The following is a 26312-nucleotide window of genomic DNA, read 5'->3' as shown; positions in this document are numbered from 1 at the left end:
GACAGTCTATGTGGATCTTGATGGTGGAAGCAGGCGTGGCATTCTTCCTGCTCGTGTTTATCGTGTGGTGGACGATGTTCTCGGGCCGCCCTGACGAGCGCAAACGGCCGCTGCGCGAAGAACTGCCGACGCGCCCCGCGGAACAGGGCGAGCCGCCACGCGAACCATGATCAGTGCAGCATGCTCGGCTGCGTCAGCACGAACTCGGGAATCCTGACTTCGAAACGGTGGCCATCCTCGGCCACGCAGAAGTACTCGCCGTGCATCGAGCCCTGTGGCGTGGCCAGCTGGGTGCCGCTCGAGTATTCGAACTGCTCGCCGGGTTTGAGCAGCGGCTGGTGCCCGACCACGCCCAGGCCCTTGACCTCCTGCACACGGTTATTGGTATCGGTGATCACCCAGTGGCGCGCGATCAGCTGGGCCGGCACTTCGCCGCTGTTGCGGATCGTGATCGTATAGGAGAACACGTACAGGTCGCGGTCAGGCTTGGACTGTTCGGGCAGGTATTGGGTACGGACGTTGACGGTGAAATCGTAGGCAGCCATCGGCTTCCCTCTTCTCGTTATTAGCAGGAACGCGGACAGGCCAAGGCATGCCACCGCGCGTAAAGGAACATGATACTCCGTGTGCCAAAACCGGGCTGCGCGCGACTGCGGGGCACGTCGGCGTAAAATAGCGGCTATCCCTAACCGCACGGCCACCGCAATGACCACTTACCGCATCGCTCCCAGCATCCTGTCCGCCGATTTCGCCCGCCTGGGCGAGGAAGTCCGCAACGTCGTCGAGGCAGGCGCCGACATCATCCACTTCGACGTGATGGACAACCATTACGTGCCGAATCTCACCATCGGCCCGCTGGTCTGCCAGGCGATCCGCCCGCACGTGCAGGTGCCGATCGACGTGCACCTGATGGTCAAACCGGTCGACCGCATCATCCCCGACTTCGCCAAGGCCGGCGCCAACATCATCACCTTTCATCCGGAAGCGTCGGAGCACATCGACCGCACCCTGCAGCTGATCCGCGATAACGGCTGCAAGGCCGGCCTGGTGTTCAACCCGGGCACGCCAATGCACTACCTCGAGCACGTGATGGACAAGATCGACATGATCCTCATCATGTCGGTGAATCCGGGTTTCGGCGGCCAATCCTTCATCCCCGAAGCGCTGAAAAAAATCGCGATCGCGCGCCGGCTGATCGACGAATCGGGCCGCGACATCCTGCTGGAAGTCGATGGCGGCATCAAGGCCGACAACATCGCCGCCGCCGCCGCGGCCGGTGCCGACACCTTTGTCGCCGGCTCGGCCATCTTCGGCAAGCCCGACTACAAGGCCGTGATCGACGCCATGCGCGCCGAACTGGCCACGGTCGGGAAATAAGGGTGCAAGGCGCTGCCCTGAACAAGGCCATTCGTGCCGCCATCATCGACCTCGACGGCACGATGCTCGACACCGTGCCCGACTTCGAGCTGGCCCTGAACGCCATGCGCGCCGAATTCGGGCTGGCGCCGATCACGCAGGCGGTCATCACGCCGATGGTCGGCAAGGGTTCCGAAAAGCTGATCCGCGACGTACTGGCGCTCGACTACGACGCGGCGCGCATCGACGCCGTTTTTGAGGAGGCGATGGCGACCTACCAGCGCCACTACCTCGCCATCAATGGCCAGAAGAGCGTCCTGTACCCGGACGTGATCGAGGGCCTGCAGGAGATGAAGCGCATGGGCCTGCGCCTGGCCTGCGTGACCAACAAGCCGATCGCCTTTGCCACGCCGCTGCTGGCGCAGAAAGGCCTGGCGCCCTGGTTCGATCTGGTCTACGGCGGCGATTCGTTGCCGAAAAAGAAGCCCGATCCCCTGCCGCTGCTGCAGGTCTGCCAGGATTTCGACCTGGCGCCAAGCGAGGTGGTGGCGATTGGCGACTCCTCGAACGACGCCGAAGCCGCACGTGCCGCGCGTTGCTATGTGCTCACAGTGCCATATGGTTATAACCACGGAATGCCTGTTCAAACTATCAATTCCGATGGTATAGTTGATTCGCTGCTCCAAGCGGCGAAGTGGATATCTGCACACAACGGCACCACAAACTAACTTATCTATACATGTTCTTCACCAAAAAACACACTGTCAACGCAACCGGCGCCCTCGAGGCCTGGCTGTGGCGACGCTGGCAATCCTGGGCTAACTAACCCGTACTGATTGCTGCCGGCTGCATACGCGCATCCGGCAGGTTTTTTGCACAACACCGCCGCCCTCCTCCTGTTCACATACTGGCGGCCTGGAGAAGAACATGACCGAACTCGAATTCAAATCGCTGGCGAGCCAAGGCTATAACCGCATTCCGCTGATCGCCGAAGCCTTCGCCGATCTCGAAACGCCGCTTACCCTGTACCTGAAGCTGGCCCAGTCGCAAAACACCGGCAAGCACACCTTCCTCCTCGAATCGGTCGTTGGCGGCGAGCGTTTCGGCCGCTATTCCTTCATCGGCCTGCCGGCGAAGACCCTGCTGCGCAGCAGCGGCGAGCTCACCGAAGTCGTCACCAACGGCCGCGTCGTCGAAACCCACGAGGGCAACCCGCTCGCCTTCATCGAAGCATTCCAGTCGCGCTTCAAGGTCGCGCTGCGCCCGGGCATGCCGCGCTTCTGCGGCGGCCTGGCCGGCTACTTCGGCTACGACACGGTGCGCCACATCGAACGCAAGCTGGCCGGCAAGGCCCCGCAGGACGACCTCGGCCTGCCCGAGATCCAGCTGATGGTGACGGAAGAACTGGCCGTGATCGACAACCTCTCCGGCAAGCTCTACCTGATCGTCTATGCCGACCCGTCCCAGCCGGAAGCCTACAGCCGCGCGCGCCAGCGCCTGAAAGACCTGCGCATCATGCTGCGCCGGAGCGTCGATGCGCCTGTCACCACGGCCTCGGTGCGCACCGAAGCCGTGCGCGAGTTTTCCAAGGAAGACTACCTGGCAGCAGTGGCCAGGGCCCATGAATACGTGATGGCCGGCGACCTGATGCAGGTGCAGATCGGCCAGCGCATCAGGAAGCCGTACGTCGACTCGCCGCTGTCGCTGTACCGCTCGTTGCGCTCGCTGAATCCGAGTCCGTACATGTATTACTACAATTTCGGAGACATGCAGATCGTCGGCGCCTCGCCGGAAATCCTGGTGCGCAACGAGACCCTGCCCGCCGGTGGACGCAAGGTCACGCTGCGCCCGATCGCCGGCACCCGTCCGCGCGGCGCCACGCCGGAACGCGATACGGCACTCGCGGCCGAGCTGCTGGCCGACCCGAAGGAGATCGCCGAACACGTGATGCTGATCGACCTGGCGCGCAACGATGTCGGCCGCATCGCCGACACCGGCAGCGTCAAGGTAACGGACCGCATGGTCATCGAAAAATACTCGCACGTGCAGCACATCGTCTCGAACGTCGAGGGTACGCTGAAGGAAGGCCTGTCCAACCTGGACGTGCTGCGCGCGACCTTCCCGGCCGGTACGCTCACGGGTGCGCCGAAAGTGCGTGCGATGGAAGTCATCGATGAGCTGGAGCCTGTGAAGCGCGGCATCTATGGCGGCGCCTGCGGCTATCTCTCCTTCGGTGGCGAGATGGACGTTGCGATTGCCATTCGCACCGGCGTGATCAAGGACGGCAACCTGTATGTGCAGGCCGCGGCCGGCATCGTCGCCGACTCGATCCCCGAGATGGAATGGCAGGAGACGGAAAACAAGGCGCGCGCCGTGCTGCGCGCGGCCGAACAAGTGCAAGACGGACTGGATGGGGAGTTCTGACATGCTGCTCATGATCGACAACTACGATTCCTTCACCTACAACATCGTCCAGTATTTCGGCGAGCTGGGCGAAGAAGTGCGCACCGTGCGCAACGACGAGATCACGATCGAGGCGATCGCGGAAATGAAGCCGGACCGCATCTGCATTTCGCCGGGACCGAAAGCCCCGGTTGACGCCGGTGTCTCGGTCGACGCTATCCGCGAGTTCAAGGGCAAGCTGCCGATCCTCGGCGTCTGCCTGGGCCACCAGGCCATCGGCGAAGCCTTTGGCGGCAAGATCGTGCGTGCCAAGGAAGTCATGCACGGCAAGACCTCGCTCATCGCGCACACCGGCGTCGGCGTCTTCAAGGGCTTGCCCAGCCCCTTCACCGTGATCCGCTACCACTCGCTGGCGATCGAGCGCGCCTCCCTGCCCGCCTGCCTGGAAGTGACCGCCTGGACCGACGACGGCGAAATCATGGGCGTGCGCCACAAGGAATACGACATCCAGGGCGTGCAGTTCCACCCCGAGTCGATCCTGTCCGAGCACGGCCACGCGCTGCTGAAGAACTTCCTCGAGGGCTGAGCACCTTCGCGGCGCCCCCGGCGCTGCGCGAAGCTGCGGTCCTTCACCTATTGCTACTGGAACGCCCATGCCGATCACCCCGCAAGAAGCGCTGCTGCGCTGTATCGAACACCGCGAGATCTTCCACGACGAGATGCTGCACCTGTTCCGCCAGATCATGTCGGGCGAGATGTCGCCGACCATGGTCGCGGCCCTCACCATGGGCCTGCGCGTGAAAAAGGAAACCATCGGCGAAATCACCGCCGCCGCGCAAGTCATGCGCGAATTTTCCACCAAGGTGCCGATGGCCGACACCCGCAAGCTGCTCGACATCGTCGGCACCGGCGGCGACGGCGCCCACACCTTCAACATCTCGAGCGCGGCGATGTTCGTCGCGGCCGCCGCCGGTGCCCGCGTGGCCAAGCATGGCGGGCGCAGCGTCTCGTCCTCGTCCGGCAGCGCCGACCTGATCGAAGCGCTCGGCGCCGACATCGACCTGACGCCCGAGCAGATCGCCCAGTCGATCGCCCAGACCGGCATCGGCTTCATGTTCGCCCCGAACCACCATGCGGCGATGAAGCACGTGGCGCCGGTGCGGCGCGAGCTGGGCGTGCGCAGCATCTTCAACATCCTGGGGCCGCTCACCAATCCGGCCGGCGCCCCGAACATCCTGATGGGCGTGTTCCACCCGGATCTCGTCGGCATCCAGGTGCGCGTGCTGCAGCGCCTCGGCGCCCAGCACGCGCTGGTGGTCTGGGGCCGCGACAACATGGACGAAGTCTCGCTCGGCGCCGGCACCCTGGTCGGCGAACTGGTGCACGGCGAAATCCGCGAATACGAAATCCATCCGGAAGACTTCGGCCTGTCGATGATCGCCAGCCGCAACCTGAAGGTGGCGAACAAGGAAGAGTCGAAGCTGCGCGTGATGGAAGCGCTGCGCGGCGAGCCGGGCGCGGCAACCGACATCGTGGCGCTCAACGCCGGTACCGCCCTGTACGCCGCGGGCGTCGCCTCCTCGATCGAGGAAGGCCTGGCCAAGGCGCGCGCCACCATCGCGTCCGGCGCGGCACTGGCCAAGCTCGATCAGTTCGTCAACGTCACGCGCCAGCTCGGCGCCCATTGAAGGGAGCAGCATGTTCGGTATCCATGACCTTCCCCTGTTCGTGATTTCCGGCCTGCTGCTCAACATCATGCCGGGCCCCGATTCGCTCCTGATCATGACCCGCAGCGCCACCGGGGCTGGCGCGCCGGCTGCCCGCGGCGCTGGGCATCGGCGCCGGCACCCCGGTGCACATCTTCGCCGCGGCCCTGGGTTTGTCGGCGATCCTGGCGACCTCAAGCGCCGCCTTCCTGGTGGTGAAACTGGTTGGCGCGGCTTATATCCTGACCATGGCCGTCGGTCTGCTGCGCAGCAGGAAGGCCGACGGCACCACGGCCGCCCCGGTGCTGCCCGCCCTGCCCTACCGCCGCATCTTCTCGCAGGGTTTCCTGACCAATGTGCTGAACCCGAAGGTCGCACTGTTCTTCCTTGCCTTCGTGCCGCAATTCATCGACGCCCACGCGCCGAGCACGGCACTCGCCTTCATCGTCCTGGGCTGCATTTTCAACGTCAACGGCATGCTCTGGTGCGGCGCGCTGGCGCTGACCACCGCCAGGGCGAGCGAGCGCCTGAAAATCAATCCGGCGGTCTCGCTCTGGCTGAAGCGGGTCACCGGCGGCCTGTTCGTCTGGCTTGGCGTCAAGCTGGCGCTGTCCGAGCAACACTAAAAGGTTTTAGCAAGCATGTCCGATATCCTGAACAAGATCCTGGCTGTCAAAGCCGACGAAGTCGCCAGTGCGCGCAAGCACCGCGACCTGGCCAGCCTGCGCCGCGAGGTCGAAACCGATACCGAACTGCGCACCGGCCTCCGCGGTTTCGGGGCCAGCCTGCGCAAGAACATCGGCGCCGGCCGCGCCGGGGTGATTGCCGAAATCAAGAAGGCCTCGCCCTCGAAAGGCGTGCTGCGCGCGGATTTCCGTCCGGCCGAGATTGCCGAAAGCTATGCCGAGGGCGGCGCGTCCTGCCTCTCGGTGCTAACGGACGTGAACTTCTTCCAGGGTCATGCCGACTACCTGCGCCAGGCGCGCGCCGCCTGTGACCTGCCGGTCATCCGCAAGGATTTTATCGTCGACATGTACCAGGTCTACGAAGCGCGGGCGATGGGAGCCGATGCCATCCTGCTGATCGTCTCCGCGCTCGATCACGGCCTGATGGCGGAACTCGAAGCCTGTGCCCAGGAACTCGGCATGGATGTGCTGGTCGAAGTACATGACGGTGATGAGCTGACCGCGGCGCTGCGCCTGAAAACGCCGCTGCTCGGCATCAACAACCGCAACCTGCGCACCTTCGAGGTCACGCTCGATACCACCCTGGGCTTGCTGCCGAACATTCCGGCCGAACGCCTGGTCGTCACCGAGTCGGGAATCATGGTGCCAGGCGATGTAGCGCGCATGCGCGCGGCGAACGTGCATGCGTTTTTGGTGGGCGAAGCGTTCATGCGCGCTTCCAACCCGGGCGCCCAACTGCGACGATTATTCGACTGACATGACCACCTCCATCCGCACCCGGGCCGCTCTCCTTCTTCTACTGGCAGCCCTGGGCGGATGTAGCACGGTCCAGCCCCTCGCTTCCACGGCGAAGCGTATCGCGGCGGCCATACTCCCCGCCCCGAGGATCGAAGCACCCGTTCCCCAGCCCTGGCATGCGCTCGATGCCTACAAGGCCGAGGTGGCGCAGCACGTCATGCGCCGCAACAGCGAACGCACGTTCAGCGGAAAGCTGCCGCCGATGCTGCCGGCGATCGTGGTGGTGAACATCACGGTAGGGGAAGATGGCGAATTGCAGGACGTGGCCGTGCAGCGTTCGCGCGACGACGGCGCGTCGCGGGTAGCGCTGGCATCGATGCGGCGCAGCGGTCCCCTGCCCCGTCCGACCAATTTGCTGGCCACGCATGCGCGGGCACTGACGTTTTCCGAGACCTTCCTGTTCGACGACCAGTATCGCTTCCAGCTGCGCAGCCTGGCCGGCCCCCAGTAGAGTGGGCACTCCGTGCCCACGCGAACACTTGCGCTGTGTTGGCGGACGAGCGCGGCGATAACACCATCAAACCGGACGCGTTATCGCGGTTCACCCGGATACGTCTCCGCCATGCAGGGGGAACGAATGTAAAACGGCCGCCACGGTGCCACGTTCCGCGTGGGCACGAGTGCCCACCCTACGCCAACGCAGCCTGGCCGAGCCCAGTAGGGTAGGCGGCTATATCGCGTAGGTCGGGCATACGTTCCCTCAACGCCGCCTACGCGTTCAACCAGCCCATGCGCGTTCGCGCAATGCACTGGCCGGCCCCCAGTAGGGTGGGCACTCCGTGCCCACGCGAATATTTGCGTTAAGTTGGCGGGCGAACGCGGCGATAACACCATCAAACCGGACGCGCTATCGCGGTTCACCCGGATACGTCTCCACCATGCAAGGGGAACGAATGTAAAACGGCCGCCACGGTGCCACGTTCCGCGTGGGCACGAGTGCCCACCCTACGAAAACGCAGCCTGGCCGAGCCCAGTAGGGTAGGCGGCTATATCGGGCGCGTCGAGCATACGTTCCCTCAACGCCGCCTACGCGTTCAACCAGCCCATGCGCGTTCGCGCAATGCACTGGCCGGCCCCCAGTAGGGTGGGCACTCCGTGCCCACGCGAATATTTGCGTTAAGTTGGCGGGCGAACGCGGCGATAACACCATCAAACCGGACGCGCTATCGCGGTTCACCCGGATACGTCTCCACCATGCAAGGGGAACGAATGTAAAACGGCCGCCACGGTGCCACGTTCCGCGTGGGCACGAGTGCCCACCCTACGAAAACGCAGCCTGGCCGAGCCCAGTAGGGTAGGCGGCTATATCGCGCAGGTCGGGCATACGTTCCCTCAACGCCGCCTACGCGTTCAACCAGCCCATGGGCGTTCGCGCAATGCACGCGTGCGTTGAACGCGTAGGCGGGGCATAGGCCGCGTCGATTTCACAAGCACGATGGAGCCGCCTACCCTACGCGTTTCGGCAACGCATGTTCACCGCCCCATCACATTCAACACCGCCAGACTCATCGCCTGTGCCGCCGTCTTGATCGACGGCTCCGGCACCGGCGCGTAAAACGGCGAATGGTTGAAGGCGATCGGCTTGCCGCCTTCGCGCTCGGCGTCCGCCACCGCCTTCGGGTCGTACACCCCGGTGAAGAAGAACATCGACGGCACGCCTTCGTTGACGTACATGGAAAAGTCTTCGCTGGCCGTCATGGCCGGCATGCGCTGGGCCTTGGCGTCCCCAAACGCATCCTTGAACACGGCTTCGGTCCTGGTCACGAGGGCTTCGCTGTTGACAATGGCCGCGCCGCCTGCGATCAGCTGCACGTCGGGTGCCGGAGCACCCGCCATCGCGGCCGAGGCGGTCGCCACGCGGCGCACGCCGTCGAGCAGCCTGGCGCGGGTCGCCGGGCTGTACGAGCGGATGGTACCGCGCACCTGCACGCTGTCGGGAATGATGTTGCCGACCGTGCCGCCCTGGATCGCACCGATGGTGACCACGCCGAATTCCTTCGGATCCTTCTCGCGGCTGACCACGGTCTGTACGTCGACCACGAAGCGCGCGGCGATCGCGATCGGGTCGATGGACTTATCGGGCGCCGAGCCGTGGCCGCCGCGGCCCTTGAACACGATCTCGATCGCGTCCGAGTTCGACGACACGGCGCCGACGTTGTAGCCGACCGTGCCGTGGGCCAGCGGCCAGGAATGCAGCGCAAACGCATAGTCGGGCTTCGGAAAGCGCGTGAAGAGGCCGTCGGCCAGCATCGCTTTCGCGCCCGAGACGGTTTCCTCGGCCGGCTGGCCGATGAAGACCAGGGTGCCCTTCCAGGTGTTCTTCAGTTCGGTCAGCGTGCGCGCCGCGCCCAGCCAGGCCGACATGTGGACGTCGTGACCGCAGCTATGCGCCACGAAACTCTCGCGCCCGTCGCCAAGCGCCCTGGCGCGGCTGGCGTAGGGCAAACCGGTCTTCTCTTCCATCGGCAAGCCATCGAGTTCGGTGCGCACCAGCACCGTCGGGCCGGCGCCGTTCTTGTAGACGGCCACAATGCCCGTCTTGCCGACCTTTTCCGTCACCGTGAAGCCGAGTTTACGCATTTCGCCGGCCAGCTTGCCCGCCGTGCGCACTTCCTGGAAGGCGATTTCCGGGTGCGCGTGCAAGTCCTTGTAGACCGTGTCGAGCCACGGATACATGGCATTGACCCTGGCCGCCACCTCGTTCTTCAAGGGTGCGGGGGACTGGGCCAGTACCGGAAGTGCAAGGGAAGCCAGGACGGTGGCGGCGACGGTTTTTTTCACGGATAGCCTCTTCGATGGGCGGGGATGCAGGAAAGGCGAGAGCGCGCGGCGCGGGCTCCCGACAGCAGGATTACACCGCGCTCGGGCGCGTGATCGGTGAAGATTTCTTGCCCGGCACCGCCTGCGACAGGGTAATCCCCGGCACGCGCTCGCCCTGCAGGGTCAGGTCGAAGGCCATCAATTCGTCGCGGCGGAAGGCATGCACGACGACCTTGTCGCCCACGCGGTAGCGTGCCAGCAGCGCGTCGACATTCGGCGGGTTGCCGCTCACGCGCAGGCCGTCGATGGCGATGATGACGTCCAGCGCCGACAGGCCGGCCTGGTGCGCCGCCCCGCCCTCGTGCACCTGCGTCAGCTTCGCGCCCAGCGGGTCGCGGCCGATGCTGGCGTCCAGCGAAGGCTTGCCCTTCTTGCGCTCGTCGACCAGCTTCACGCCCAGCGGCGCAAACAGCTTGGCCAGCGGCAGGTCCTCCGTGCCGCGCACGTATTTGTCGAACATGGCGCGCAGCTTCAGGCCGCTGACCTCGTCGAACAGGGCTTCCACCTCCTGTTCGGTGACGCCGCGGCCGGCGCCTTCGTAGAAGTCGCGCCCGTAGCGTTCCCACAGCGCGCGCATGACGTCGTCGAGCGACTTCGCACCATTCGTCTTCGCACGAATCGTCAGGTCGAAAGCCAGCGCGATCAGGGAACCCTTGGTGTAGTAGCTGATGATCGCATTCGGCGAATTCTCGTCCTGGCGGTAGTACTTGCTCCAGGCATCGAAGCTGGAATCGGCCACGCTCTGCTTGGTGCGCCCGCTCCCGCGCAGCACGCTGCCGACCGTTTTACCGAGCAGCTTGAAATAGGTCGGCTCGCCAATGATCCCGGCGCGCACCAGCATCAGGTCGTCGTAATAGCTGGTGAAACCCTCGAACAGCCACAGGAGCGGCGTGTAGTTTTCCGCCTGCAGGTCGTAGGGCGCGAACGCGGCCGGCTTGATGCGCTTGACGTTCCAGGTGTGGAAGTACTCGTGGCTGCACAGGCCGAGGAATTTCAGGTAGCCCTCGTTTGGCTCCCCGGCCTGCACCGTCGCGCTGCCCGGCAAGTCGCCACGCGCGCAGATCAGGGCCGTCGAGGCGCGGTGCTCCAGGCCGCCGTAGCCGTCGCCCACTGCCATCGTCATGAAGACGTAGCGGTCCATCGGCGCGCGTTTCGTGCTCGGCTCGAAGAAGGCGATTTGCGCTTCGCAGATCGCTTTCAGGTCAGCCTGCAACCGCGCCATGTCGAGGTTCGGCACGCGCCCGGTGATGACGATGTCGTGCGGGATCCCGTGGGCTTTGAACGTGCTTAGGGCGAAGTCGCCCATTTCCACCGGATGGTCGATCAGCTCGTCGTAGTCGGCGGCGATGTAAGTGCCGAAGCCGTAGCGCTTGGCGCCGGCTTCCTTCATCGCGGTCGCGACACGCCATTGCTTGGCCGCCGGGTCGGCTGGCCGCTGGATGTCGACCGTATGCGCAACCGCCTCCTGGCCAAGCACGCGCAGGAACACGCTGGTGCCGTTGAAGAAGCCGTGGGTCTGGTCGAGGTGGGCGGCGCGCACCGACAGGTCCCAGGCATAGACCTCGTAGTGCAGCGTGAGCGGGCCTTCGGCCGGTGCGGCCTGCCAGGAGTGCTTGTCGAGCTTGGCGAGGGCGACGGGAATGCCGTTCGCTTCGGCGCGGATGCGCACGATGTTGCGCGCGAATTCGCGGATCATGTAGCTGCCCGGGATCCATGCCGGCAGCGCGAACACCTGGCCATCGGCGCTTGGCGTCGCGACCGTGACGCTCACATTGAACAGGTGTCCCGCCAGGTCTTTCGGGACGATGGTGTAGTGGATCGCAGGCTGCTTTTTCTGGGTTGTTTTTTTCATGATGACGAAAGAAGTCGTGCCGATTCGTCTAGTGTAACGGATTCAACACGCTCGGCAACATGCGCCAGGGCACCCACAACAGCAAGGAAGCGGGGCCTACAGGTCGGCGGGGGTATCGATGTCGCGCAGGATGCCAGGGTCGCAGACCGCTACCTCGCGCACCGGGCAGGACCTGAGCAGGCCGCGCGCGCCGGCGTCGCCTTCCAGCGCCAGCAGCGCAGGCAGGTGTCCTTGACCGAATGCGACCGGGTTGCCGCGCTGCCCGCGGTAGGTAGGCGCGGCAATCTGCGCGCCCGCGGCCAGCGCTTCGAGCAGGGCACGCAGGGTGGCCGGCGCCACGTGCGGCATGTCGCCGAGGGCCACCAGCCAGGCGTCCGCCTGCGGCAGCGAATGGCGGATGGCGTGGACGAGCGACGCGGCCATGCCGCTGTCGGCGTCAGGGCACACGGTGACCTCGACGCCCAGCGCGCGCAAGGCCTCGCCCACGCCGCCATCCTCGGGCGGCACGACCGCGACCACGCGCGGAAGAACGGCAAGCAGGTGGCGTGCACTGGCCACCACCACGGCGTCGCCGCCGGGCAGCGCTTGCAGCAGTTTGTTCTGGCGGCCGAGCGGATCGAAGCGGCGCCCGCGGCCGGCCGCGAGCAGGATGCCGACCGGGTTCATCGAGTCGTCGCGGGGTTCAGGCCAGGGGTGGTGGCGGCATCCTGATGGCCGCGCGGATGCGCTGGTAGGTGCCGCAGCGGCAGATGTTGCCGCTCATGGCGGCGTCGATGTCGGCGTCGGTTGGCGTTTTATTTGTGCGCAGCAGCGCGGTGGCGCTCATGACCTGGCCGCTCTGGCAGTAGCCGCACTGCGGCACGTCGTGCCGGATCCAGGCGGCCTGCACCGCCTTGCCGACCGGATCCTGGTGCATTGCCTCGATGGTCGTGATGCGGTGGCCGACGGCCGAACCGATCGGCGTGACGCAGGCGCGTACCGGCTGGCCGTCCAGGTGCACGGTGCAGGCACCGCACAGGGCGGCGCCGCAACCGAACTTGGTGCCGGTCAGGTTCAGGTTGTCGCGCAGCGCCCACAGGATGGGCGTGGCCGGATCGGCGTCGACCTGCGTTGCGCGCCCATTGATTTCGAGCTGGACCATATCGGCTACCTGTAGACGTGCTTGCGTTACTTCTTGATCGACTTCAGCTTCGCTTCCAGCGCAGGCAGGTCGACCGCGCCCGGGATGCGGGTGCCGTCGGTGAAGAAGATCGCCGGCGTGCCCTGGATATTGAGCTTCTGGCCCAGTTCCAGGACCTGTTCGTGCGGCGCCTTGCAATCTTCCGCTGCCGCCGGCGGCAGCTTGTTATCGATCATCCAGTCGTCCCAGGCCTGCATCTTGTCCGGTGCGCACCAGATGTTGCGCGACTTCGCGATCGAATCCTCGTTCAGGATGTTGTACATGAAGGTGTAGATGGTGACGTTATCCAGTTCCTTCAGGGTGGTCTGGCGCAGGCGCTTGCAGTAGCCGCAGTTCGGATCCTCGAACACGGCGATGGTGCGCTTGCCGTCGCCCTTCACCTGCTTCAGTGCCAGGTCCAGCGGCAGGTCGGAGAACTTGACCTTGCTCAGCTGCTCCATGCGCGTGCGCGTCAGGTTCTGCGACGACTTGGCGTCGTACACATGGCCGATGAACAGGTACTGCCCCTTCTTGTCGGCGTACAGGATGTCGCCGCCGACGCGCAGTTCGTACAGGCCGCTGTACGGGGTCTGGCGGATCGACTGGATCTTGGCGCCGCCCAGGCGTGGCTCGATGTTCTTGCGAATGTTCGCTTCCGCGCTGTTTTCGGCACCGACGCACGATGCCATCATCCCCAGCGCCAGCAGCGCGGCGATCTTCGTTTTTACCATCACGATGGATCCTTAAAGTTTATTTGCCGAGGGCGTGCGCCATCAGTTGGCGCTTAACGAAGGGCAATTTATCGAGCAAGTTTAAACCCAAATTGCGCGCGACGCGCAGCGGCTCGAGGTTGGCGCCGAACAGGCGCTCGAGGCCGTCGGTCGCCAGTTGCATGAGAAGCACGTCTTCCTTGCGTGCCCGTGCATAGCGCGCCAGCACCCGTTCGTCGCCAACCGAGCGGTGCTCCTCGCGCCCGGCCACCACGCGCAGCAAGTCCTTGATGTCGCCGAAACCGAGGTTCATGCCGTGGCCGGCGAGCGGATGGACCGCGTGCGCGGCGTCGCCGATCAGGGCGACATGGGGCGCGACCAGCGCGTGCGGACGCACCAGCGCCAGCGGCACGGATTTCACCGCTTCCGGCTGCAGCGGTTTCAAGGTACCAAGCGGGGCGTCGGCGTATTCGCACAGGCGCACCGCCAGTTCCCCCATCGATTCGTCCATGAGGGTGGCAGCCAGGGTTTCCGGTGCCGACCACACCAGCGATACGCGGTTTCCCGGCAGCGGCAGCAGGGCGATGATGCCGTCGCTGCAGGTGAACCACTGGTGGGCCACGCCGTGGTGCGGCTTTTCGCAGGAGAAATTGGTGACGATGGCGCGCTGGTGATACGAGCGGTAGTCGATGCCGATGTCGCATTGCCCGCGCACCCAGGAATCGCGGCCGTCGGCGCCAACGACCAGGCTGGCATCGAGCTTGCGGCCATCCTCGAGCGCGACCTGCGCGCCTTCTGGACCGCAGGTCAGGCAGCTGGCGACACCGCTGACGACCTGCACCTTGTGGGCAAACTTCAGGGCGGCGTCGAGCGCGTCGTTCAGGTTGCTGTCCTCGACGATCCAGGCCAGCGCGCCGGTATGGGCGCCAAAGGCATCGAAACCGAGGCTGCCGCCGTTCTTGCCGTCGCCGTTCACCGCCATCGCATCGACCGGCGCCACGCGCGCCCCGTCCAGCGCGCCCCAGACCTTCAGCGAGTCCAGCAGCGCCTGGGCCGTGTGGTTGAGCGCATAGACGCGCACGTCCCAGGGCTTTTCACTCCCGCTGGAGGCAGCACCCTCACCCGGCGGCCTGGGCGGCACCAGCAGCGTGACGCTGTGCCCGGCCTGGGCGAAACCGAGGGCCGCCGTCTTGGCGATGGCACCATTGCCGACGATGCAGACATCGCTGATCTGGTGTGCGGTAAAGGTAGGTGTCGTCATCCGAGCATTATAGCGGCATGTCAAAACCGGTAGCGCAGCGGCCGCGCCAGTCTTCGGCCGCCTGGACTCCGAAGAAAGTTGCAGCGGGGACTTGCACGGCGCGCTACGGCTGGCTATAATCATGCCTCTCTTGGCCTGGTAGCTCAGTTGGTAGAGCAGAGGATTGAAAATCCTTGTGTCGGTGGTTCGATTCCGCCCCGGGCCACCAAGAATTCAGCATCGGTCACGATGCAAACAAGACGCCACCTTCGGGTGGCGTTTTTGTTTTCCACTCAGCCAGTTCCAGTGACGAGCGCAGTGTGCATGCGCATCGCCAGGCAGGCGCTCCCAAGCCTCACTTGCGCTCCCAGGGCAAGGGCAGCCCTTCGGCGATGGCGAGTTTCTCCATGGCCTGTTCCAGCACCATGCGGGCCTGCCCCGCCGCCTGCCCCAATTGCGCATGCAGGCGCGCATCGTCGGGGTTGCGGTTGGCGCAGCTGGCACTGTAGCGCTCAAAACTGAACAGCATCATCAGCAAGTCCGACAGGTGGCGAGGGCATTCGCACATCAGGCGCTTGCTCGCGGCCGACATTGCCGCCAGCGCTTCCTCGTCGAAACGAGGGGGCGCGACCGTCTCCGCTGCCGATTCCAGGGCCGCCTCCGGCTGGGGCAGCCGTTGTCCAGTCAATGCCGAACGGCACAGCAGCGCCAGCTCGCCGAGGTCGCCCGGAACGCGCACCACGAGGCAACCCTGTGCGCGCAACGCACGAATCGTGGCGCTGCCGCAGAACCGGTACAACACGACAACTGCTGCCACGCCGGAAAACGCGCGCGCCGCGGCAAGCAGGGGCAGGATCGTTTCGTCGATCTCGGATCGTTCGACGACGAGCACCTGCGCGCCACTTCCCTCTTCGCCCTCGGCAACCTGCTCCAGACTGGCATAGCTGGCCCGAACGTCGAGGCCGAACCCTTCACGCTCGGCCGCCACGCGTCGCGCCAGCCCGGTCCCGACCAGCAGGACCGGCACCCTGGCGCTGCCCGCTTGTACGCCTGCTCCCGCTGACGCGAGCATCGCCTGCAACTGCTCGCGCGACAGGGCTGCAAGCACGCCAATCGCATGTCCCTGGTCGACCAGCTGCTTCAGCAGTCCAAGACGCGCCACCTGCTCGGCCGAATACAGGCGCTGTCCACGCTCGGAACGTTGGGCATTGGACAGGTCGTAGCGACGCTCCCAGATGCGCAGCGTTTCGACTGGCAAGCCAGCCAGCCGGGCTGCGGCGCCACTACGGTAGGTGATGCGATCTTGTTCCATTGCAGTGGAGGTAGTCATAGTAGTGTCCCGATATTGTCCCATTTAATTCTGATTATACTGCGACAAATCTTAGACAAAGCGGCCGCGACGAACCAAATCGTGCGCATGTCAATTCACGACGGACTGCCACTACTGACAGGCGCCTTTCATGAAAAAAGTCTTGTTCGCCCTCCCGCTGGCTTTTGCGATCGGTGCAACGCTCCACCCTGCCGCATCGACGCCGATGGCAGCCGAGCGATTGCCTACTTCCCCGCTTGGCCACGACGGTTGTCGCGATCGGCGATACCGTATTCGAAAAAAAGGCGATACCGCCCGAACGAACAGCGGTAGAATAAAACCAGAAGTCAAATCCAGATAACTCCCTCGAGTAACGCACATGACCACGGCGTTTATCCACGGGCCAGTGCCTGCATGGTGAATTCAATCCGCAAAGGTAAACAGATGAAAACATGCCTCCTTCTCTGGGTCGTTTTTGCAGCGTTCGTACCTGATGTTCGTGCTGGTGCTGTCGACAAGGACAAGTTTTACGAGCGGTGCAAGCCGGCATTCCCGAAGCATGTTTTCAGCGGCAAATCGCGGGAGGGCTTTGAACATATCTTCGGCTATTGGGAAAAGACCGAACATACCGACCCGCGCTGGCTTGCTTACATATTGGGCACCGCCTACCGTGAAACCGCGGGAATGATGCAGCCGGTGCGCGAGGGATTATGCAAGAGTGACGCGTGTTCGATCCGTGCAGTCACGCAGCTGGTCAACAAGAGAAACGTCGAGAGAAACATCAAGAAGAAAAAACTCATGGCGAATTACGCGCTGCCGGACGAACACGGACGCTCGTATTTTGGCAGGGGCTACGTGCAGCTGAGCCTTAAGGAAAATTACCAGACAATGTCGAAAACCATGGGGTGGAAAGATGAGCTGGTGGGGAATCCGGGTCTGGTGCTCGATCCGGAAAGATCGGTTGCGATCCTGGTCGAGGGCATGACGCGCGGACTGTTCACCAAACGCGCATTGAAAGACGATTTCAACGAGCATAGAGAAGACTGGATTACAGCCAGAAAAATCGTGAATCCTTATTCATCCCGCGCTGAAATCACTGCGGCGCACGGTAAAGCGTTTTACGCTTGCCTTCAGTAGTCGGCAGTAAAAAGCACTGGACTTCCCGCACACGAGAACGCCACCTTCGGGTGGCGTCATTGTTTCTGCGTGCCCTCTCCTACTGGCATTCATGACCCTGGTGCCGGGGTTCATGGCAAAAACCACCCCCTTCGTCCCTTCGCCGGGGGCAGCCGCAGCGGATCGGGCTACAGTCGAGTCCTTTCCAACGACCACCTTATCGCCATGAAGACTATCTTCACCACCCTGGCAGCCATGCTTGCCATGTCCATCGCTCCCGCGCAGGCCGAAGACGCCCAGGGCGTCTGGAGCGGCACCATCGCCAATTCCCTGCGCGTGATCGTGCAGTTCACCAAGCCGGCGGACGGCCCCTGGCAGGCCAGCATCACCGTCCCCGCCCAGAACTTCAGTGCGCCGGTGGAAAACGTGGTCGTCACGCCCGAACAGGTCAGCTTCGCGCTGCCGAGGCTGAAAGCCACTTACTCCGCGACCTGGAACGCGCAGGACGGGCTGTGGAAAGGCACCTGGAAGCAGGGCCAGGCCACGCCGCTGGACCTGAAGCGTACCAGTGCCGAAGCAGTCAAGCCGAAGCGTCCCCAGGAAGCAGCGATCGCCGCCAGCCCTGCCACCTACACCAGCAGCGAGGTCGGCTTCGACAACGTCGCGGCCAAGGTCAAGCTGGCCGGCACCTTCACCGTCCCGCAAGGAAAAGGCCCCTTCCCGGCGGTGGTGCTGGTGCACGGTTCCGGCCCGCTCGACCGCGACAGCGAGGTCTTCGGCCACAAGCTCTTCCTGGTACTGGCCGACCACCTGAGCCGCCAGGGCATCGCGGTGCTGCGCTACGACAAACGCGGTATCGGCAAGTCGACGGGCACGCTGCGCGAGTCCACCACGCTCGACCTGGCGGACGACGCCGGGGCGGCCGTGCGCTTCCTGCGCACGCGTCCCGAGGTCGACAGCGCGCGGATCGGCGTCGTCGGCCACTCGGAAGGCGGCTTGATCGCCCCGCTGATCGCCTCGCGCGATCCAGCGCTCGGCTTTGTCGTGATGCTGGCCGCCCCCGGCGTGCGCGGCGACCGCATCCTGGTGGAACAGATGGCGCTGGCGTCGAAAGCGCGCGGTGCGTCGGAAGCGCGCATCGCCCGCGAGCGCGCCCTGAACGGGCAGCTCTTCGCGGCGATGGTGGCGGAACCGACCCTGGACGGCGCCCGCAGCCAGGCCAGCCGCATCCTTGGGGAAGCCGAGGGCCGGGGTGAATTGCCGGCCGGGACGGCCAAGTCCCTGGTCGATCGCTTCGGCACGGCCTGGTTCCATGCCCTGCTGCGCTATGAACCGGCGCCGGTCCTGCAGGCGGTGCGCCAGCCAGTGCTGGCCCTGAACGGCGAGCGCGACCAGCAAGTCCTGGCCAGCATGGACCTGCCCGCCGTGCGCACGGCACTGCAAGGCAATCCGCGTGCCGTGGTCAAGGAAATGGCGGGCATGAACCACCTGTTCCAGGAGGCCCGCACCGGGGCAGTGAACGAGTACGTCGACATCGAGCAGACGATGGCGCCGCAGGCCCTCGCGACGATCGGCAACTGGATCGGCAGTGTTATTGCCACCAATAAATAATTGACAGCGTAAAATCCATCCATGGACAACAGCACCGCTTCCCGCCAGGACCAGCCGCTACCGCACAGCATGAGCACCCGGCTGGCGGGCGCGGCAAGCATCGCGCGCCAGTATCCGATCTTCGGCCGGACCTGGTTCCGCTACCGGATGCGTTCTTTCCTGCTGCCCTTGCTGCTGCTGGCGCTGATGCTGGGGCTGATCGGCTTCTTCGCCAGGCAGGTACCCGGCATGCTGCTCACCCTGACGGCGATCTGGTGCATCGTGGCGCTTGCCCTGTCGCTGGGCCGCGCACTGGCGGTGCTGGTGCGCACGCGCGGGTGGCCGGCACAGCGCGAAGCGGTGGGCGTCGTCTGCGCGCTGGCCTTCGGCATGCTGGTCCTGCTCCCGCTCACGCCCTATACCCGCATTGCCGAAGCGCCCGGGAAGCGCCCACTGACGCCGCGGCAACTGCAGCTCGAACGCGAGGGAGAAGTGGTCAATCTCGTCATCTGGTCGCTGGCACTGGCCTGGCTGGGGGGCACCACCGACCTGGTGGCGTATTTCCGCCAGCGGCGCCTGCTGCGCGAGAGCGAGCTGCTCGGCCAGGTCGAGCGCTACAAGGACGAACGCAACGAAGTGGCGATGCAGCTGGCCGTGCTGGCCAGCCAGGTCGAACCGCACTTCCTGTTCAATACACTCTCGGGCGTGCGCGCCGCCATGCTGTCCGACCCGGCGCGCGGTATCGCGATGATCGACCACCTGGTCGACTACCTGCGTGCGACCATTCCGCAACTGCGTGCCGACGGCGCCCAGCCGTATGTTGCGCTTGGCGCCCAGCTCGACGCGGCCCAGGCCTACCTCGGCATCATCGAGGCGCGCATGCCGCGCCTGCGCTCGCGCATCGCCTGTCCGCTTGAACTGCGCGACGCCGCCATTCCGCCGCTGATGCTGATCTCGCTCGTCGAGAATGCGGTCAAGCATGGTATCGAGCTCAAAAAGGGGCCGGGACGGATCGAGATCAGCGCCACCCGGCGCCAGGGCGAGCGCGGCGATCTGCTGGAAGTCGCGGTGGCGGACGACGGCATCGGCTTCGGCACGGCCACCAGCGGCAGCGGCATCGGCCTGGCGAATATCCGCGAACGCCTGAAGCACCTGTACGGCGGCGAAGCGGCGCTGTCGCTGCGTGCGGGCGATGCCGGCGGCGTGGTGGCGAGCCTGGTCCTGCCCCTGCGCACGCTCTCCACAAGAAAGAACTGACATGCCCACCGCCATCATCGCCGACGACGAAGACCTGCAACGGGGCGACCTGCGCCGCATGCTGGCCCTGGCCTGGCCCGAGCTGGAGATCGTCGCCCTCTGCGAAGACGGGGCCGATGCCCTCGAAGCGATTGCGCGCCTGCGCCCGGACATCGCCTTCCTCGATATCCGCATGCCGGGCGCGAGCGGCCTGGAAGTCGCGGGTGCGAGCGGCGGCAGCTGCCGCGTCGTCTTCACCACCGCCTACGACAGCCACGCCATCGAAGCCTTCGGCCTGGGCGCCATCGACTACCTGCTCAAACCGGTCACGCAGGAGCGGCTGGTCCAGACCGTGGCGCGCCTGCGCAGCCAGGTCGGCCAGGGCAGCGCCGCCCTGCTCGACGCCATGGCCGAACTCGACCGGCGCCTGCGCGCGCCTGTGGCGGAACGCATCCGCTGGATCAGCACCACGGCCGGCAGCACCATCAAGCTGTTCGCGGTTGACGAGGTGCTGTTCTTCGAATCCGATTCCGGCTATACGCGCGTGGTCAGCGCGCAGGACGAGGGCCTGATCCGCACGCCCCTGAAGGAACTGCAGGCGGGGCTGGATCCGGACATGTTCTGGCAAATCCACCGCGGCACCGTGGTGGCGGTGCGGGCAATCGCGCGCGTTCGCCGCGACGAGCTGGGCACGCTGACCGTGGAGCTGCGCGGCCATCCGGAACAGCTGAAGGTCAGCCAGACCTATGCCTGGCGCTTCCGGGGCGACGGCCTGGTGCGCCGGGAGGGCGCGGCTTCCCGCTAGAGCTGTTCCATTTCACCAACGGCCTGAATGTTTGCCTTTGGACAACTCAAATGCGCATGGTATCCTTTAGGAAAGACTAATTGGCAATGGTGAACATTGCCTGAGGTCTTCCTCAATTTTTTTCCGATAACGATACCGAAAGCCTCCATGAACCGTTTTTCCTCGACGATTGCCATCGCCGCCACCGCGCTCGCCCTGACCGGCTGCGCCAGCATGCACTCCGGCACCACGCAGCAAGTGAAAGTGTCCAGTAACCCGGCGGGCGCGACCGTCTACACGGCCATCAAGAAGGATGGCGTGGTCTCGAACAAGGTCGCCGTCGGCGTCACCCCGCTGACCGTGACCCTGTCGCGCAAGCACGGCGCCCTGTTCGTCGAAAAAGAGGGTTTTGTCGCCACCGAAGTGCAGCTGACCACCAGGATGAATCCGTGGGTGTGGGGCGATATCCTGCTGACCAGCCCGCTGAGCACCTCGATCGACACCTCGACCGGCGCCGCGCGCGAATACGACCCGGGTGAATTCATGGTCGACCTGCAGCCGGTCGCCAAGTAAGTCATGTCCCTGTTCGGCGCGAGCCAGCTTGCCGCCCTCGCCCTGGCGGGGCTGCAGGCGACAGCCATGGCCGCGCCCCCTGCGGCTGCGCGCCATTCGCGCCCGATGCCGAACAGAGCGTTCCCGCCCCCGCCGCCCTCTCGCCCGAAGCGCGGACCTTGCGCGACTTCGTCCTGTTCGCCCACCGCCGCATCGGGGCCGACCTGATCCGCCAGCAAGGGCCCCACCTCGACACCGTGTCGACCTATCTGTCGTCCTGCCCGGACGAGACGCTCAAGCGCGCCTGGCTGCGCCGCGCCCTTGCCGCAACGAGCGACACCAGCCAGTTCGCCGAACGCATCGCGCACGCCTACGAACAGGCCCGCGCCTGCCCTCCCCGGCACAATGAATTTTCTCCGCAGCTTCCTGGCCGGCGCCTGCCTGCTGTTGTGCGCCGTCCAGCCTGCCCTGGCCGGGCTGCATGAGGACCTGCAGCGGGTCGAGGCCGAACGCCTCGAGCGCGACCCCGCCTGGCTGGCCCTGCTGCACTACCGTCCCGATGGCAGCGGCATCGAAAGCCAGGCCGACCAGCCGCGCTTCTTCCTGGCCGATGGCGCCCGCCATTCGCCGCGCGCCGAGCTGCTGGCCGCGGTGGCCGCGCTGCACGACGCCGCCGCCGCACAGGACTTCGCCTGCCGCTTTCCCGCCCGCTTTGAGTGGCTGAGCGCGCGCCTGGGACGCGAAGGCGCGGAGGCGCTAACAAGCCAATGCGCCGCCCTGGCTGAATGGCTCGCGGCCTTCCCGGGCCGCCGCGTCAGCATCGACTTTGCGTCGAGCTACCTGGAAAATCCGTCGTCCACCTTCGGCCACACCTTCCTGCGCATCTATCGCGAGTCAAGCGACGAACTGCTCAGTCCGACGATCAACTACGCGGCCCGTACCGACGCGCGCGAGGGCGATCTCGCCTTCGTCACGAAAGGCCTGTTCGGCGGCTTTCCCGGCGTGGCCGACACGCTGCCTTTCTACCGGCGCCTGCGCACCTATACCGAGATCGAAGGGCGCGACATCCATGAGTACGAACTCTCACTGACGCCCGCCGAGGTGCGCCGGCTGCTGCTGCATACCTGGGAGATCAAGGACGGCGTCTTCGACTATTACTTCATCCACGAGAACTGCGCCTACCGCACGCTGGCCCTGCTCGACGCGGCGCGCCCGGGCACCGGGCTGCTCGATCGCTTCGGCGCCGTCACGGTACCCGTCGACACCGTGCGTGCCCTGCGTGCGGCCGGCATGCTCGGCGCGCAGCGTCTGTGGCCGTCGCTCCCGAAACGGGTACGCGACCTGGAGACGCAAGTCGATGGCGAGGACGGCGCGCTGGCGCGGCAGCTTGCGCTCGGCCTGGCCACACCCGCACAAGTGCGCACCCTGTCCCCGGCGCGGCAAGCCGGCACGCTGCAGCTGGCCTATGAATATGGCGCCGTCCTGATCGACCGCGACGAAGGCGACCGCGTGCGGCGCAAGGAGATCCCGGGCGCCATCACCAAGGCCCGCCTGGCGCTGGCGCAGCCGGAGGTGCTGGCAAGCCGCAGTACACCGAACGGTCCGGAAGATGGCCACGATGGCGGCCTGCTGGCGGCCAGCCTGCGCCAACGCGGCGGCAGGCATGCCCCGGCACTCGACTACGCGGCCTTCCAGCACAGCCTGACCGATCCCCTGCCCGGCTACGAACCGCATGCCGAGATCACCGTGCTCAACCCGGAAATCGAGATCGGCGCAGATCGCGTGCGCTTGCGCCGCATCGACTGGCTCGTGGCGCAATCGACGATCCCCTCGTCGACGCTGTTTGCACCGCGCGCCTGGCGGGTCGAACTCACCACCCGTGCTACGCCTTTTGCCGGGCGCGACCACATGGCCACGCGCCTGGCCTATCACACGGGCCGCGCCTGGCTGCTTCCGGGGATACCGTGCTGGCGCTGCTGCCCGGCCTGGGGCTTGAAGCCGGCAGCGGCCTGCCGCACGACGCCGCCCTGCTCGGTGCGCTGCGCACCACGCTGACACGGCAAGGAGCGCATTGGTCCGCCCAGCTGGAAGCCGTGACCGAGCGCTACTTTGCGGGTGCTTCGCTGCGCCGCGAGAGCCTGCGCGCCACTGCCGAATTCCGCGTGTCGCGCAACCTGTCCGTCGCGATTGGCGCTGCCACGCGCCAGGCACCGCGGCGCGAGCAGGAAGCATTCGTCGGCCTGAAGTGGCGCCAGCCCAGCCTGGTCCGTCCCTGGCAGAAATAGGACCTTCTCCGGCGTGCCAGGACAGACCGGTTCGTGGTGCGTGTCGGGGCGCTAGGCCTTCTTCAGCGCCGAGGCTTTATGGGCAGCCTCGGCGCCGGTCTTGTCGCTGACGACCAGGTATTCGGGATTCTCGGGCGAGGCCGCGACCTCGTGCCCCTTGATGCTCGTGTGCGCGGTGAGCTTTTTCTTGACGGTGCCGTGCACCGTGCCTTGCGGCGAATGCCACTGCACCTTGTCGCCTGCCTTGAATGCGTCGGTCATGCTCGGGTCTCCCAATGAGTGACAGCGGCGCACGCCGGCCGCTGACGGTATTGGAACACAGCGGCGCCGCGCGGCATGCACGCTTGGGCGGTGGGCGAGCGGGAAGCCAGCGATGGTCATGCGGCCGACTGTTCACGGTGCGTGAGGGCAAAGTGGCGCGCTTCGAGAGCTACAACGACACCGCCGCGGGCGAACGGGCCTTCCGCCCGGACCAGGCCGGACAGGCGCAAGCCGCATCCGCGCCCATGCACCATTGAGGCAAGCGCAGGCTTGCTGTGAAAACGCCACCTTGCGGTGGCGTTCTTCCTGGCCAGGGTTGGCGGCGACGCGCCAGCCGCTTACCACATCAGGTCGTCGGGGATCTGGAAGGCGGCGTAAGGGTCGTCCTCCTCGACAGCGGTCTCGACCTTCTTGACCCGCACCACGAGCGAGGCATCGCGTTCGGCGATCTTGTCGGCAATGACACGCGGCACCAGTTCGGTGCTATCGCCCAGGCGCACGATGACCAGGCGGCCGGCCATCAGGTGTTCCTGTACAGCCTGCGAGACGTGAATGCGCTCGATCCTGGTGCCGTGCGTGAAGTTGTAGGGGACGTCGCCATTGCCCTTGCTCTGGCGATTCTTCTGCACCATCTGGACGATCTGGGCCATGATGGCCTTCTGCTGCGCCTGCGCATCGCGCTGGGCATTCAGTTCGCGCGCGCGCTCCGCATTCTTGCGCTGCAATTCGGCCGCCGCCAGCTTGGCCTCGTCGACGCTTTGAGTGCCGGTACGCAGCTCGATCTTGTGCTGCTTGCTTTTTTCCTGTTGAACCTGCTTGGCCTTGTTCTTGTTGACCAAGCCCGCTTTCAAAAACTGATCCTGCAACGATGCCATGTTCGGCGCTCCATCGGTGACGTTCCGGCCCCTGCCGGTGTAAATCTTTCGCTAGCATAGCAAACCGCGGGACACGCATCCTTGCGCGCAGCTTATTGTTGCCGGCCCGCGCGGCAATCCAGCCGTGCCTCAGACGTCCGATAGGCCGGCTTGTGCCAGCACATGCCGCCACTGCTCGCGCCAAGACTGACTGGCGCTGGCTGTCAGGGGCTGCAATGCACGGCCCTGCAACAGCAGCGCCAGTCGTTCACGCTGCTCACTGCCGAGCCGGGCCCAAGCGTTCGAGCTTCGTGCGAGCCAGCGGCACAACTCCTCCTGCAAGCGCAGCATGCGCTGCCGATCGGTTGCTTGCTCGGTGGCAAGGCGTGCAATTGTCTCGAGCCAGTTCCAGGGATCGAGTGCGGCCAAAGTCAGCAGTTGTTCCGTATCCCCATGCGCGTCCAGAAGGGCACGTGCCTGCTTGAACGGCACATAAGCACCGTACCTGCGGATCAGGGTCATTGCGACCGCCCGCACGCGTCGGACCGGGTCAGCCAGCAGATATGCCGCGACCTCGTCTTTCGCCTGAGGCGCCAACTGGAGCCAGCATTGCGCGGCCGCCACCCGGATCGACGGGCTGGCATCGCCGAGCCAGGTGCGCACATCGTCGAGCGCGTCGCGGCGCTTCAGCCTGCCCAGTTCCACCAGGCAGATGACGATGCGCCTCTCCTGTTGCACAGGCTCGCGCAAGGCCTGCGCATACAAGGCACCGACGTCGGTTCCCTGTTGCGCGAGGAACGATGCCGCGATCGAACGCAACTGGCTCTGGCGTGCGAACAGAGCTTCATCGGCATATACTGTTGCACCTCGAGCGATCAACGCGCGCAAGGCCTTGGCCCGATTAGGTGCCACGCGCGACCGGAAAGCCCGCACCAGCATTTCCTCGTCGGGCTCCCCGCGGGCGGCCAGATGATCAAACGCCCAGGTCGCCAGCACCACGTCGCGGCTTGCGGGCACAATCGCGCGATACAACAATGCCGGGTCGATCGTGTCGACCCTGGCGAGCAGCCGAAACGCGGCACGCGCTACCTGGACCGGCGCCACGCGCACTGCCTGCAACAGTGCATCGGTGCCGACCATGGCGAACACACTCGCTTCGAATTCGGCGATCCATGCCGCGTGTTGCTCGCGGCGTGCCTGGTCCAGTCGCTGAACAGCGGGCAGCGCCGCGATGATATCGGCCGCGTCGGCAAGCGGCAGTGCCTGACTCAACGCGTAGCGAGCAGCCAGGCGCACCTTCGGCACCCAGTCGTTCAGGCGTTCGACGAGCAGGGCCGGCAGTCCCGGCAATGCCATGCCCGCCGCTCGCTCGACGGCGGCCTGACGTACGAAGCCATCGGGGTGATGCGTATAGTGGCGCAAGCGCTCGACGCTGCCAGCTTCGTAAAGCCCCGCCAGCTCACGCTGCCGCCACGCAAACCTGGAATCAGGCGCAAGCGCAGGCACCGCCACCCGAGCAGGTGACGATTTCGTCAGGAACAAAAAAAACTGCCGAATGATATTCATGGAAGCATCATAAACCGGTGTTTGTAGCC

28 protein-coding genes and 1 tRNA gene are annotated in these 26312 nt (G+C 65.4%); 18 read left to right on the top strand and 11 right to left on the bottom strand.

The features are described from left to right. Positions 1 to 8: 8 nt before the first annotated feature. Positions 9 to 170, top strand: coding sequence for a hypothetical protein (locus tag G4G31_RS07390; RefSeq protein WP_182990890.1), 162 nt, complete (start codon positions 9 to 11; stop codon positions 168 to 170). Here the strand turns inward: G4G31_RS07390 and apaG are convergent, their stop codons facing one another. Further along, a complete protein-coding gene (gene apaG / locus G4G31_RS07385; protein ID WP_182990889.1) occupies positions 171 to 545 on the bottom strand; it encodes a Co2+/Mg2+ efflux protein ApaG in 375 nt (124 codons plus the stop codon). It abuts the gene before it with no gap. A gap of 160 nt (positions 546 to 705) precedes the next feature. On the opposite strand from apaG, the gene rpe reads away from it, so the two are divergent. The 8 genes from rpe (at position 706) to G4G31_RS07345 (ending at position 7400) form a co-directional block, all read left to right on the top strand. Further along, positions 706 to 1377, top strand: a complete 672-nt coding sequence (gene rpe / locus G4G31_RS07380; protein ID WP_182990888.1) for a ribulose-phosphate 3-epimerase — start codon at positions 706 to 708, stop codon at positions 1375 to 1377. 62 nt (positions 1378 to 1439) lie between these two features. Next, a complete protein-coding gene (locus tag G4G31_RS07375) occupies positions 1440 to 2084 on the top strand; it encodes an HAD-IA family hydrolase (protein WP_229425571.1) in 645 nt (214 codons plus the stop codon). 199 nt (positions 2085 to 2283) lie between these two features. Next, on the top strand, positions 2284 to 3780 hold the full coding sequence (gene trpE, locus G4G31_RS07370) for an anthranilate synthase component I (RefSeq protein ID WP_182990887.1): 1497 nt from the start codon (positions 2284 to 2286) through the stop codon (positions 3778 to 3780). Between the two features lies 1 nt (position 3781). Further along, the gene (locus tag G4G31_RS07365; RefSeq protein WP_182990886.1) at positions 3782 to 4345 is read left to right on the top strand and encodes an aminodeoxychorismate/anthranilate synthase component II; all 564 of its coding nucleotides are present in this window, start codon (positions 3782 to 3784) and stop codon (positions 4343 to 4345) included. Positions 4346 to 4412: 67 nt separating this feature from the next. After that, complete coding sequence (trpD, locus tag G4G31_RS07360) at positions 4413 to 5447, top strand: anthranilate phosphoribosyltransferase (protein WP_182990885.1); 1035 nt, start codon at positions 4413 to 4415, stop codon at positions 5445 to 5447. A 164-nt stretch (positions 5448 to 5611) separates the two neighbouring features. Continuing rightward, positions 5612 to 6091, top strand: coding sequence for a LysE family translocator (locus tag G4G31_RS07355; RefSeq protein ID WP_229425434.1), 480 nt, complete (start codon positions 5612 to 5614; stop codon positions 6089 to 6091). 15 nt (positions 6092 to 6106) lie between these two features. After that, positions 6107 to 6907 (top strand): indole-3-glycerol phosphate synthase TrpC, encoded by an 801-nt coding sequence (gene trpC / locus G4G31_RS07350; protein WP_182990884.1) that lies wholly within the window; start codon positions 6107 to 6109, stop codon positions 6905 to 6907. 1 nt (position 6908) lies between these two features. Next, positions 6909 to 7400 (top strand): energy transducer TonB, encoded by a 492-nt coding sequence (locus G4G31_RS07345; protein ID WP_182990883.1) that lies wholly within the window; start codon positions 6909 to 6911, stop codon positions 7398 to 7400. 1022 nt (positions 7401 to 8422) lie between these two features. Here G4G31_RS07345 and G4G31_RS07340 read toward each other — a convergent pair. The 6 genes from G4G31_RS07340 to G4G31_RS07315 all read right to left on the bottom strand — a co-directional run bounded on the left by G4G31_RS07340 (position 8423) and on the right by G4G31_RS07315 (position 14751). Then, positions 8423 to 9730, bottom strand: coding sequence for an amidohydrolase (locus G4G31_RS07340; protein ID WP_374011280.1), 1308 nt, complete (start codon positions 9728 to 9730; stop codon positions 8423 to 8425). A gap of 70 nt (positions 9731 to 9800) precedes the next feature. Beyond that, positions 9801 to 11621 carry a M61 family metallopeptidase gene (locus tag G4G31_RS07335; protein ID WP_182990882.1) on the bottom strand — a complete coding sequence of 607 codons (1821 nt, stop codon included), beginning with the start codon at positions 11619 to 11621 and terminating at the stop codon, positions 9801 to 9803. Positions 11622 to 11717: 96 nt separating this feature from the next. Next, positions 11718 to 12287, bottom strand: a complete 570-nt coding sequence (locus tag G4G31_RS07330; protein WP_182990881.1) for an NTP transferase domain-containing protein — start codon at positions 12285 to 12287, stop codon at positions 11718 to 11720. Between the two features lie 16 nt (positions 12288 to 12303). Beyond that, a complete protein-coding gene (locus G4G31_RS07325; protein ID WP_182990880.1) occupies positions 12304 to 12762 on the bottom strand; it encodes a (2Fe-2S)-binding protein in 459 nt (152 codons plus the stop codon). Positions 12763 to 12788: 26 nt separating this feature from the next. Beyond that, complete coding sequence (locus tag G4G31_RS07320; protein ID WP_182991703.1) at positions 12789 to 13511, bottom strand: DsbC family protein; 723 nt, start codon at positions 13509 to 13511, stop codon at positions 12789 to 12791. Positions 13512 to 13530: 19 nt separating this feature from the next. After that, positions 13531 to 14751, bottom strand: a complete 1221-nt coding sequence (locus tag G4G31_RS07315; RefSeq protein ID WP_182990879.1) for an FAD-dependent monooxygenase — start codon at positions 14749 to 14751, stop codon at positions 13531 to 13533. Positions 14752 to 14883: 132 nt separating this feature from the next. Between G4G31_RS07315 and G4G31_RS07310 the strand changes: the two genes are divergently transcribed. Continuing rightward, positions 14884 to 14959 (top strand) — tRNA-Phe (locus tag G4G31_RS07310). A 126-nt stretch (positions 14960 to 15085) separates the two neighbouring features. Here the strand turns inward: G4G31_RS07310 and G4G31_RS07305 are convergent. Further along, a complete protein-coding gene (locus G4G31_RS07305; RefSeq protein WP_182990878.1) occupies positions 15086 to 16060 on the bottom strand; it encodes a MerR family transcriptional regulator in 975 nt (324 codons plus the stop codon). A gap of 423 nt (positions 16061 to 16483) precedes the next feature. On the opposite strand from G4G31_RS07305, the gene G4G31_RS07300 reads away from it, so the two are divergent. From G4G31_RS07300 to G4G31_RS07265, 8 genes are all read left to right on the top strand, one after another. Next, positions 16484 to 17176, top strand: a complete 693-nt coding sequence (locus tag G4G31_RS07300) for a glycoside hydrolase family 19 protein (RefSeq protein WP_182990877.1) — start codon at positions 16484 to 16486, stop codon at positions 17174 to 17176. 204 nt (positions 17177 to 17380) lie between these two features. Next, positions 17381 to 18766, top strand: coding sequence for a S9 family peptidase (locus G4G31_RS07295; RefSeq protein WP_182990876.1), 1386 nt, complete (start codon positions 17381 to 17383; stop codon positions 18764 to 18766). A gap of 21 nt (positions 18767 to 18787) precedes the next feature. Beyond that, complete coding sequence (locus G4G31_RS07290; RefSeq protein WP_182990875.1) at positions 18788 to 20002, top strand: sensor histidine kinase; 1215 nt, start codon at positions 18788 to 18790, stop codon at positions 20000 to 20002. A gap of 1 nt (position 20003) precedes the next feature. Beyond that, positions 20004 to 20786: a LytTR family DNA-binding domain-containing protein gene (locus G4G31_RS07285; protein ID WP_182990874.1), complete on the top strand. Its 783-nt coding sequence runs from the start codon at positions 20004 to 20006 to the stop codon at positions 20784 to 20786. A 147-nt stretch (positions 20787 to 20933) separates the two neighbouring features. Further along, positions 20934 to 21338: a PEGA domain-containing protein gene (locus G4G31_RS07280; RefSeq protein WP_182990873.1), complete on the top strand. Its 405-nt coding sequence runs from the start codon at positions 20934 to 20936 to the stop codon at positions 21336 to 21338. A gap of 158 nt (positions 21339 to 21496) precedes the next feature. Continuing rightward, positions 21497 to 21802, top strand: coding sequence for a hypothetical protein (locus G4G31_RS07275; RefSeq protein WP_182990872.1), 306 nt, complete (start codon positions 21497 to 21499; stop codon positions 21800 to 21802). Continuing rightward, complete coding sequence (locus G4G31_RS07270; RefSeq protein ID WP_182990871.1) at positions 21723 to 23372, top strand: DUF4105 domain-containing protein; 1650 nt, start codon at positions 21723 to 21725, stop codon at positions 23370 to 23372. Before G4G31_RS07275 ends, G4G31_RS07270 begins: the two co-directional genes overlap by 80 nt. Further along, positions 23282 to 23602, top strand: coding sequence for a hypothetical protein (locus tag G4G31_RS07265; protein ID WP_182990870.1), 321 nt, complete (start codon positions 23282 to 23284; stop codon positions 23600 to 23602). The genes G4G31_RS07270 and G4G31_RS07265 overlap by 91 nt, the downstream gene beginning before the upstream one ends. A gap of 51 nt (positions 23603 to 23653) precedes the next feature. On the opposite strand, the gene G4G31_RS07260 is transcribed toward G4G31_RS07265, so the two are convergent. The 3 genes from G4G31_RS07260 to G4G31_RS07250 all read right to left on the bottom strand — a co-directional run bounded on the left by G4G31_RS07260 (position 23654) and on the right by G4G31_RS07250 (position 26283). Beyond that, positions 23654 to 23863, bottom strand: coding sequence for a DUF2945 domain-containing protein (locus tag G4G31_RS07260; protein WP_182990869.1), 210 nt, complete (start codon positions 23861 to 23863; stop codon positions 23654 to 23656). A 338-nt stretch (positions 23864 to 24201) separates the two neighbouring features. Then, complete coding sequence (locus tag G4G31_RS07255) at positions 24202 to 24738, bottom strand: DUF2058 domain-containing protein (protein ID WP_182990868.1); 537 nt, start codon at positions 24736 to 24738, stop codon at positions 24202 to 24204. Positions 24739 to 24867: 129 nt separating this feature from the next. After that, positions 24868 to 26283: a hypothetical protein gene (locus tag G4G31_RS07250; RefSeq protein WP_182990867.1), complete on the bottom strand. Its 1416-nt coding sequence runs from the start codon at positions 26281 to 26283 to the stop codon at positions 24868 to 24870. Between the last annotated feature and the right edge of the window lie 29 nt (positions 26284 to 26312).

It is taken from the genome of Massilia sp. Se16.2.3, assembly GCF_014171595.1.
Classification (GTDB): domain Bacteria; phylum Pseudomonadota; class Gammaproteobacteria; order Burkholderiales; family Burkholderiaceae_D; genus Telluria.
This window is presented reverse-complemented; position numbering and strand designations above follow the sequence as displayed.

What these genes read in the sequence shown, in the direction of transcription:
- trpE (WP_182990887.1), top strand. Translation starts at nt 2,284, where the DNA reads ATGACCGAACTCGAATTCAAATCGCTGGCGAGCCAAGGCTATAACCGC.
- G4G31_RS07390 (WP_182990890.1), top strand. Translation starts at nt 9, where the DNA reads ATGTGGATCTTGATGGTGGAAGCAGGCGTGGCATTCTTCCTGCTCGTG.
- G4G31_RS07365 (WP_182990886.1), top strand. Translation starts at nt 3,782, where the DNA reads ATGCTGCTCATGATCGACAACTACGATTCCTTCACCTACAACATCGTC.
- G4G31_RS07315 (WP_182990879.1), bottom strand. Translation starts at nt 14,751, where the DNA reads ATGACGACACCTACCTTTACCGCACACCAGATCAGCGATGTCTGCATC.
- G4G31_RS07290 (WP_182990875.1), top strand. Translation starts at nt 18,788, where the DNA reads ATGGACAACAGCACCGCTTCCCGCCAGGACCAGCCGCTACCGCACAGC.
- G4G31_RS07330 (WP_182990881.1), bottom strand. Translation starts at nt 12,287, where the DNA reads ATGAACCCGGTCGGCATCCTGCTCGCGGCCGGCCGCGGGCGCCGCTTC.
- G4G31_RS07295 (WP_182990876.1), top strand. Translation starts at nt 17,381, where the DNA reads ATGAAGACTATCTTCACCACCCTGGCAGCCATGCTTGCCATGTCCATC.
- G4G31_RS07300 (WP_182990877.1), top strand. Translation starts at nt 16,484, where the DNA reads ATGAAAACATGCCTCCTTCTCTGGGTCGTTTTTGCAGCGTTCGTACCT.
- trpC (WP_182990884.1), top strand. Translation starts at nt 6,107, where the DNA reads ATGTCCGATATCCTGAACAAGATCCTGGCTGTCAAAGCCGACGAAGTC.
- G4G31_RS07280 (WP_182990873.1), top strand. Translation starts at nt 20,934, where the DNA reads ATGAACCGTTTTTCCTCGACGATTGCCATCGCCGCCACCGCGCTCGCC.
- G4G31_RS07255 (WP_182990868.1), bottom strand. Translation starts at nt 24,738, where the DNA reads ATGGCATCGTTGCAGGATCAGTTTTTGAAAGCGGGCTTGGTCAACAAG.
- G4G31_RS07260 (WP_182990869.1), bottom strand. Translation starts at nt 23,863, where the DNA reads ATGACCGACGCATTCAAGGCAGGCGACAAGGTGCAGTGGCATTCGCCG.
- G4G31_RS07250 (WP_182990867.1), bottom strand. Translation starts at nt 26,283, where the DNA reads ATGAATATCATTCGGCAGTTTTTTTTGTTCCTGACGAAATCGTCACCT.
- G4G31_RS07325 (WP_182990880.1), bottom strand. Translation starts at nt 12,762, where the DNA reads ATGGTCCAGCTCGAAATCAATGGGCGCGCAACGCAGGTCGACGCCGAT.
- G4G31_RS07270 (WP_182990871.1), top strand. Translation starts at nt 21,723, where the DNA reads ATGAATTTTCTCCGCAGCTTCCTGGCCGGCGCCTGCCTGCTGTTGTGC.
- G4G31_RS07320 (WP_182991703.1), bottom strand. Translation starts at nt 13,511, where the DNA reads ATGGTAAAAACGAAGATCGCCGCGCTGCTGGCGCTGGGGATGATGGCA.
- G4G31_RS07345 (WP_182990883.1), top strand. Translation starts at nt 6,909, where the DNA reads ATGACCACCTCCATCCGCACCCGGGCCGCTCTCCTTCTTCTACTGGCA.
- G4G31_RS07285 (WP_182990874.1), top strand. Translation starts at nt 20,004, where the DNA reads ATGCCCACCGCCATCATCGCCGACGACGAAGACCTGCAACGGGGCGAC.
- apaG (WP_182990889.1), bottom strand. Translation starts at nt 545, where the DNA reads ATGGCTGCCTACGATTTCACCGTCAACGTCCGTACCCAATACCTGCCC.
- G4G31_RS07335 (WP_182990882.1), bottom strand. Translation starts at nt 11,621, where the DNA reads ATGAAAAAAACAACCCAGAAAAAGCAGCCTGCGATCCACTACACCATC.
- G4G31_RS07305 (WP_182990878.1), bottom strand. Translation starts at nt 16,060, where the DNA reads ATGACTACCTCCACTGCAATGGAACAAGATCGCATCACCTACCGTAGT.
- rpe (WP_182990888.1), top strand. Translation starts at nt 706, where the DNA reads ATGACCACTTACCGCATCGCTCCCAGCATCCTGTCCGCCGATTTCGCC.
- G4G31_RS07375 (WP_229425571.1), top strand. Translation starts at nt 1,440, where the DNA reads ATGCTCGACACCGTGCCCGACTTCGAGCTGGCCCTGAACGCCATGCGC.
- trpD (WP_182990885.1), top strand. Translation starts at nt 4,413, where the DNA reads ATGCCGATCACCCCGCAAGAAGCGCTGCTGCGCTGTATCGAACACCGC.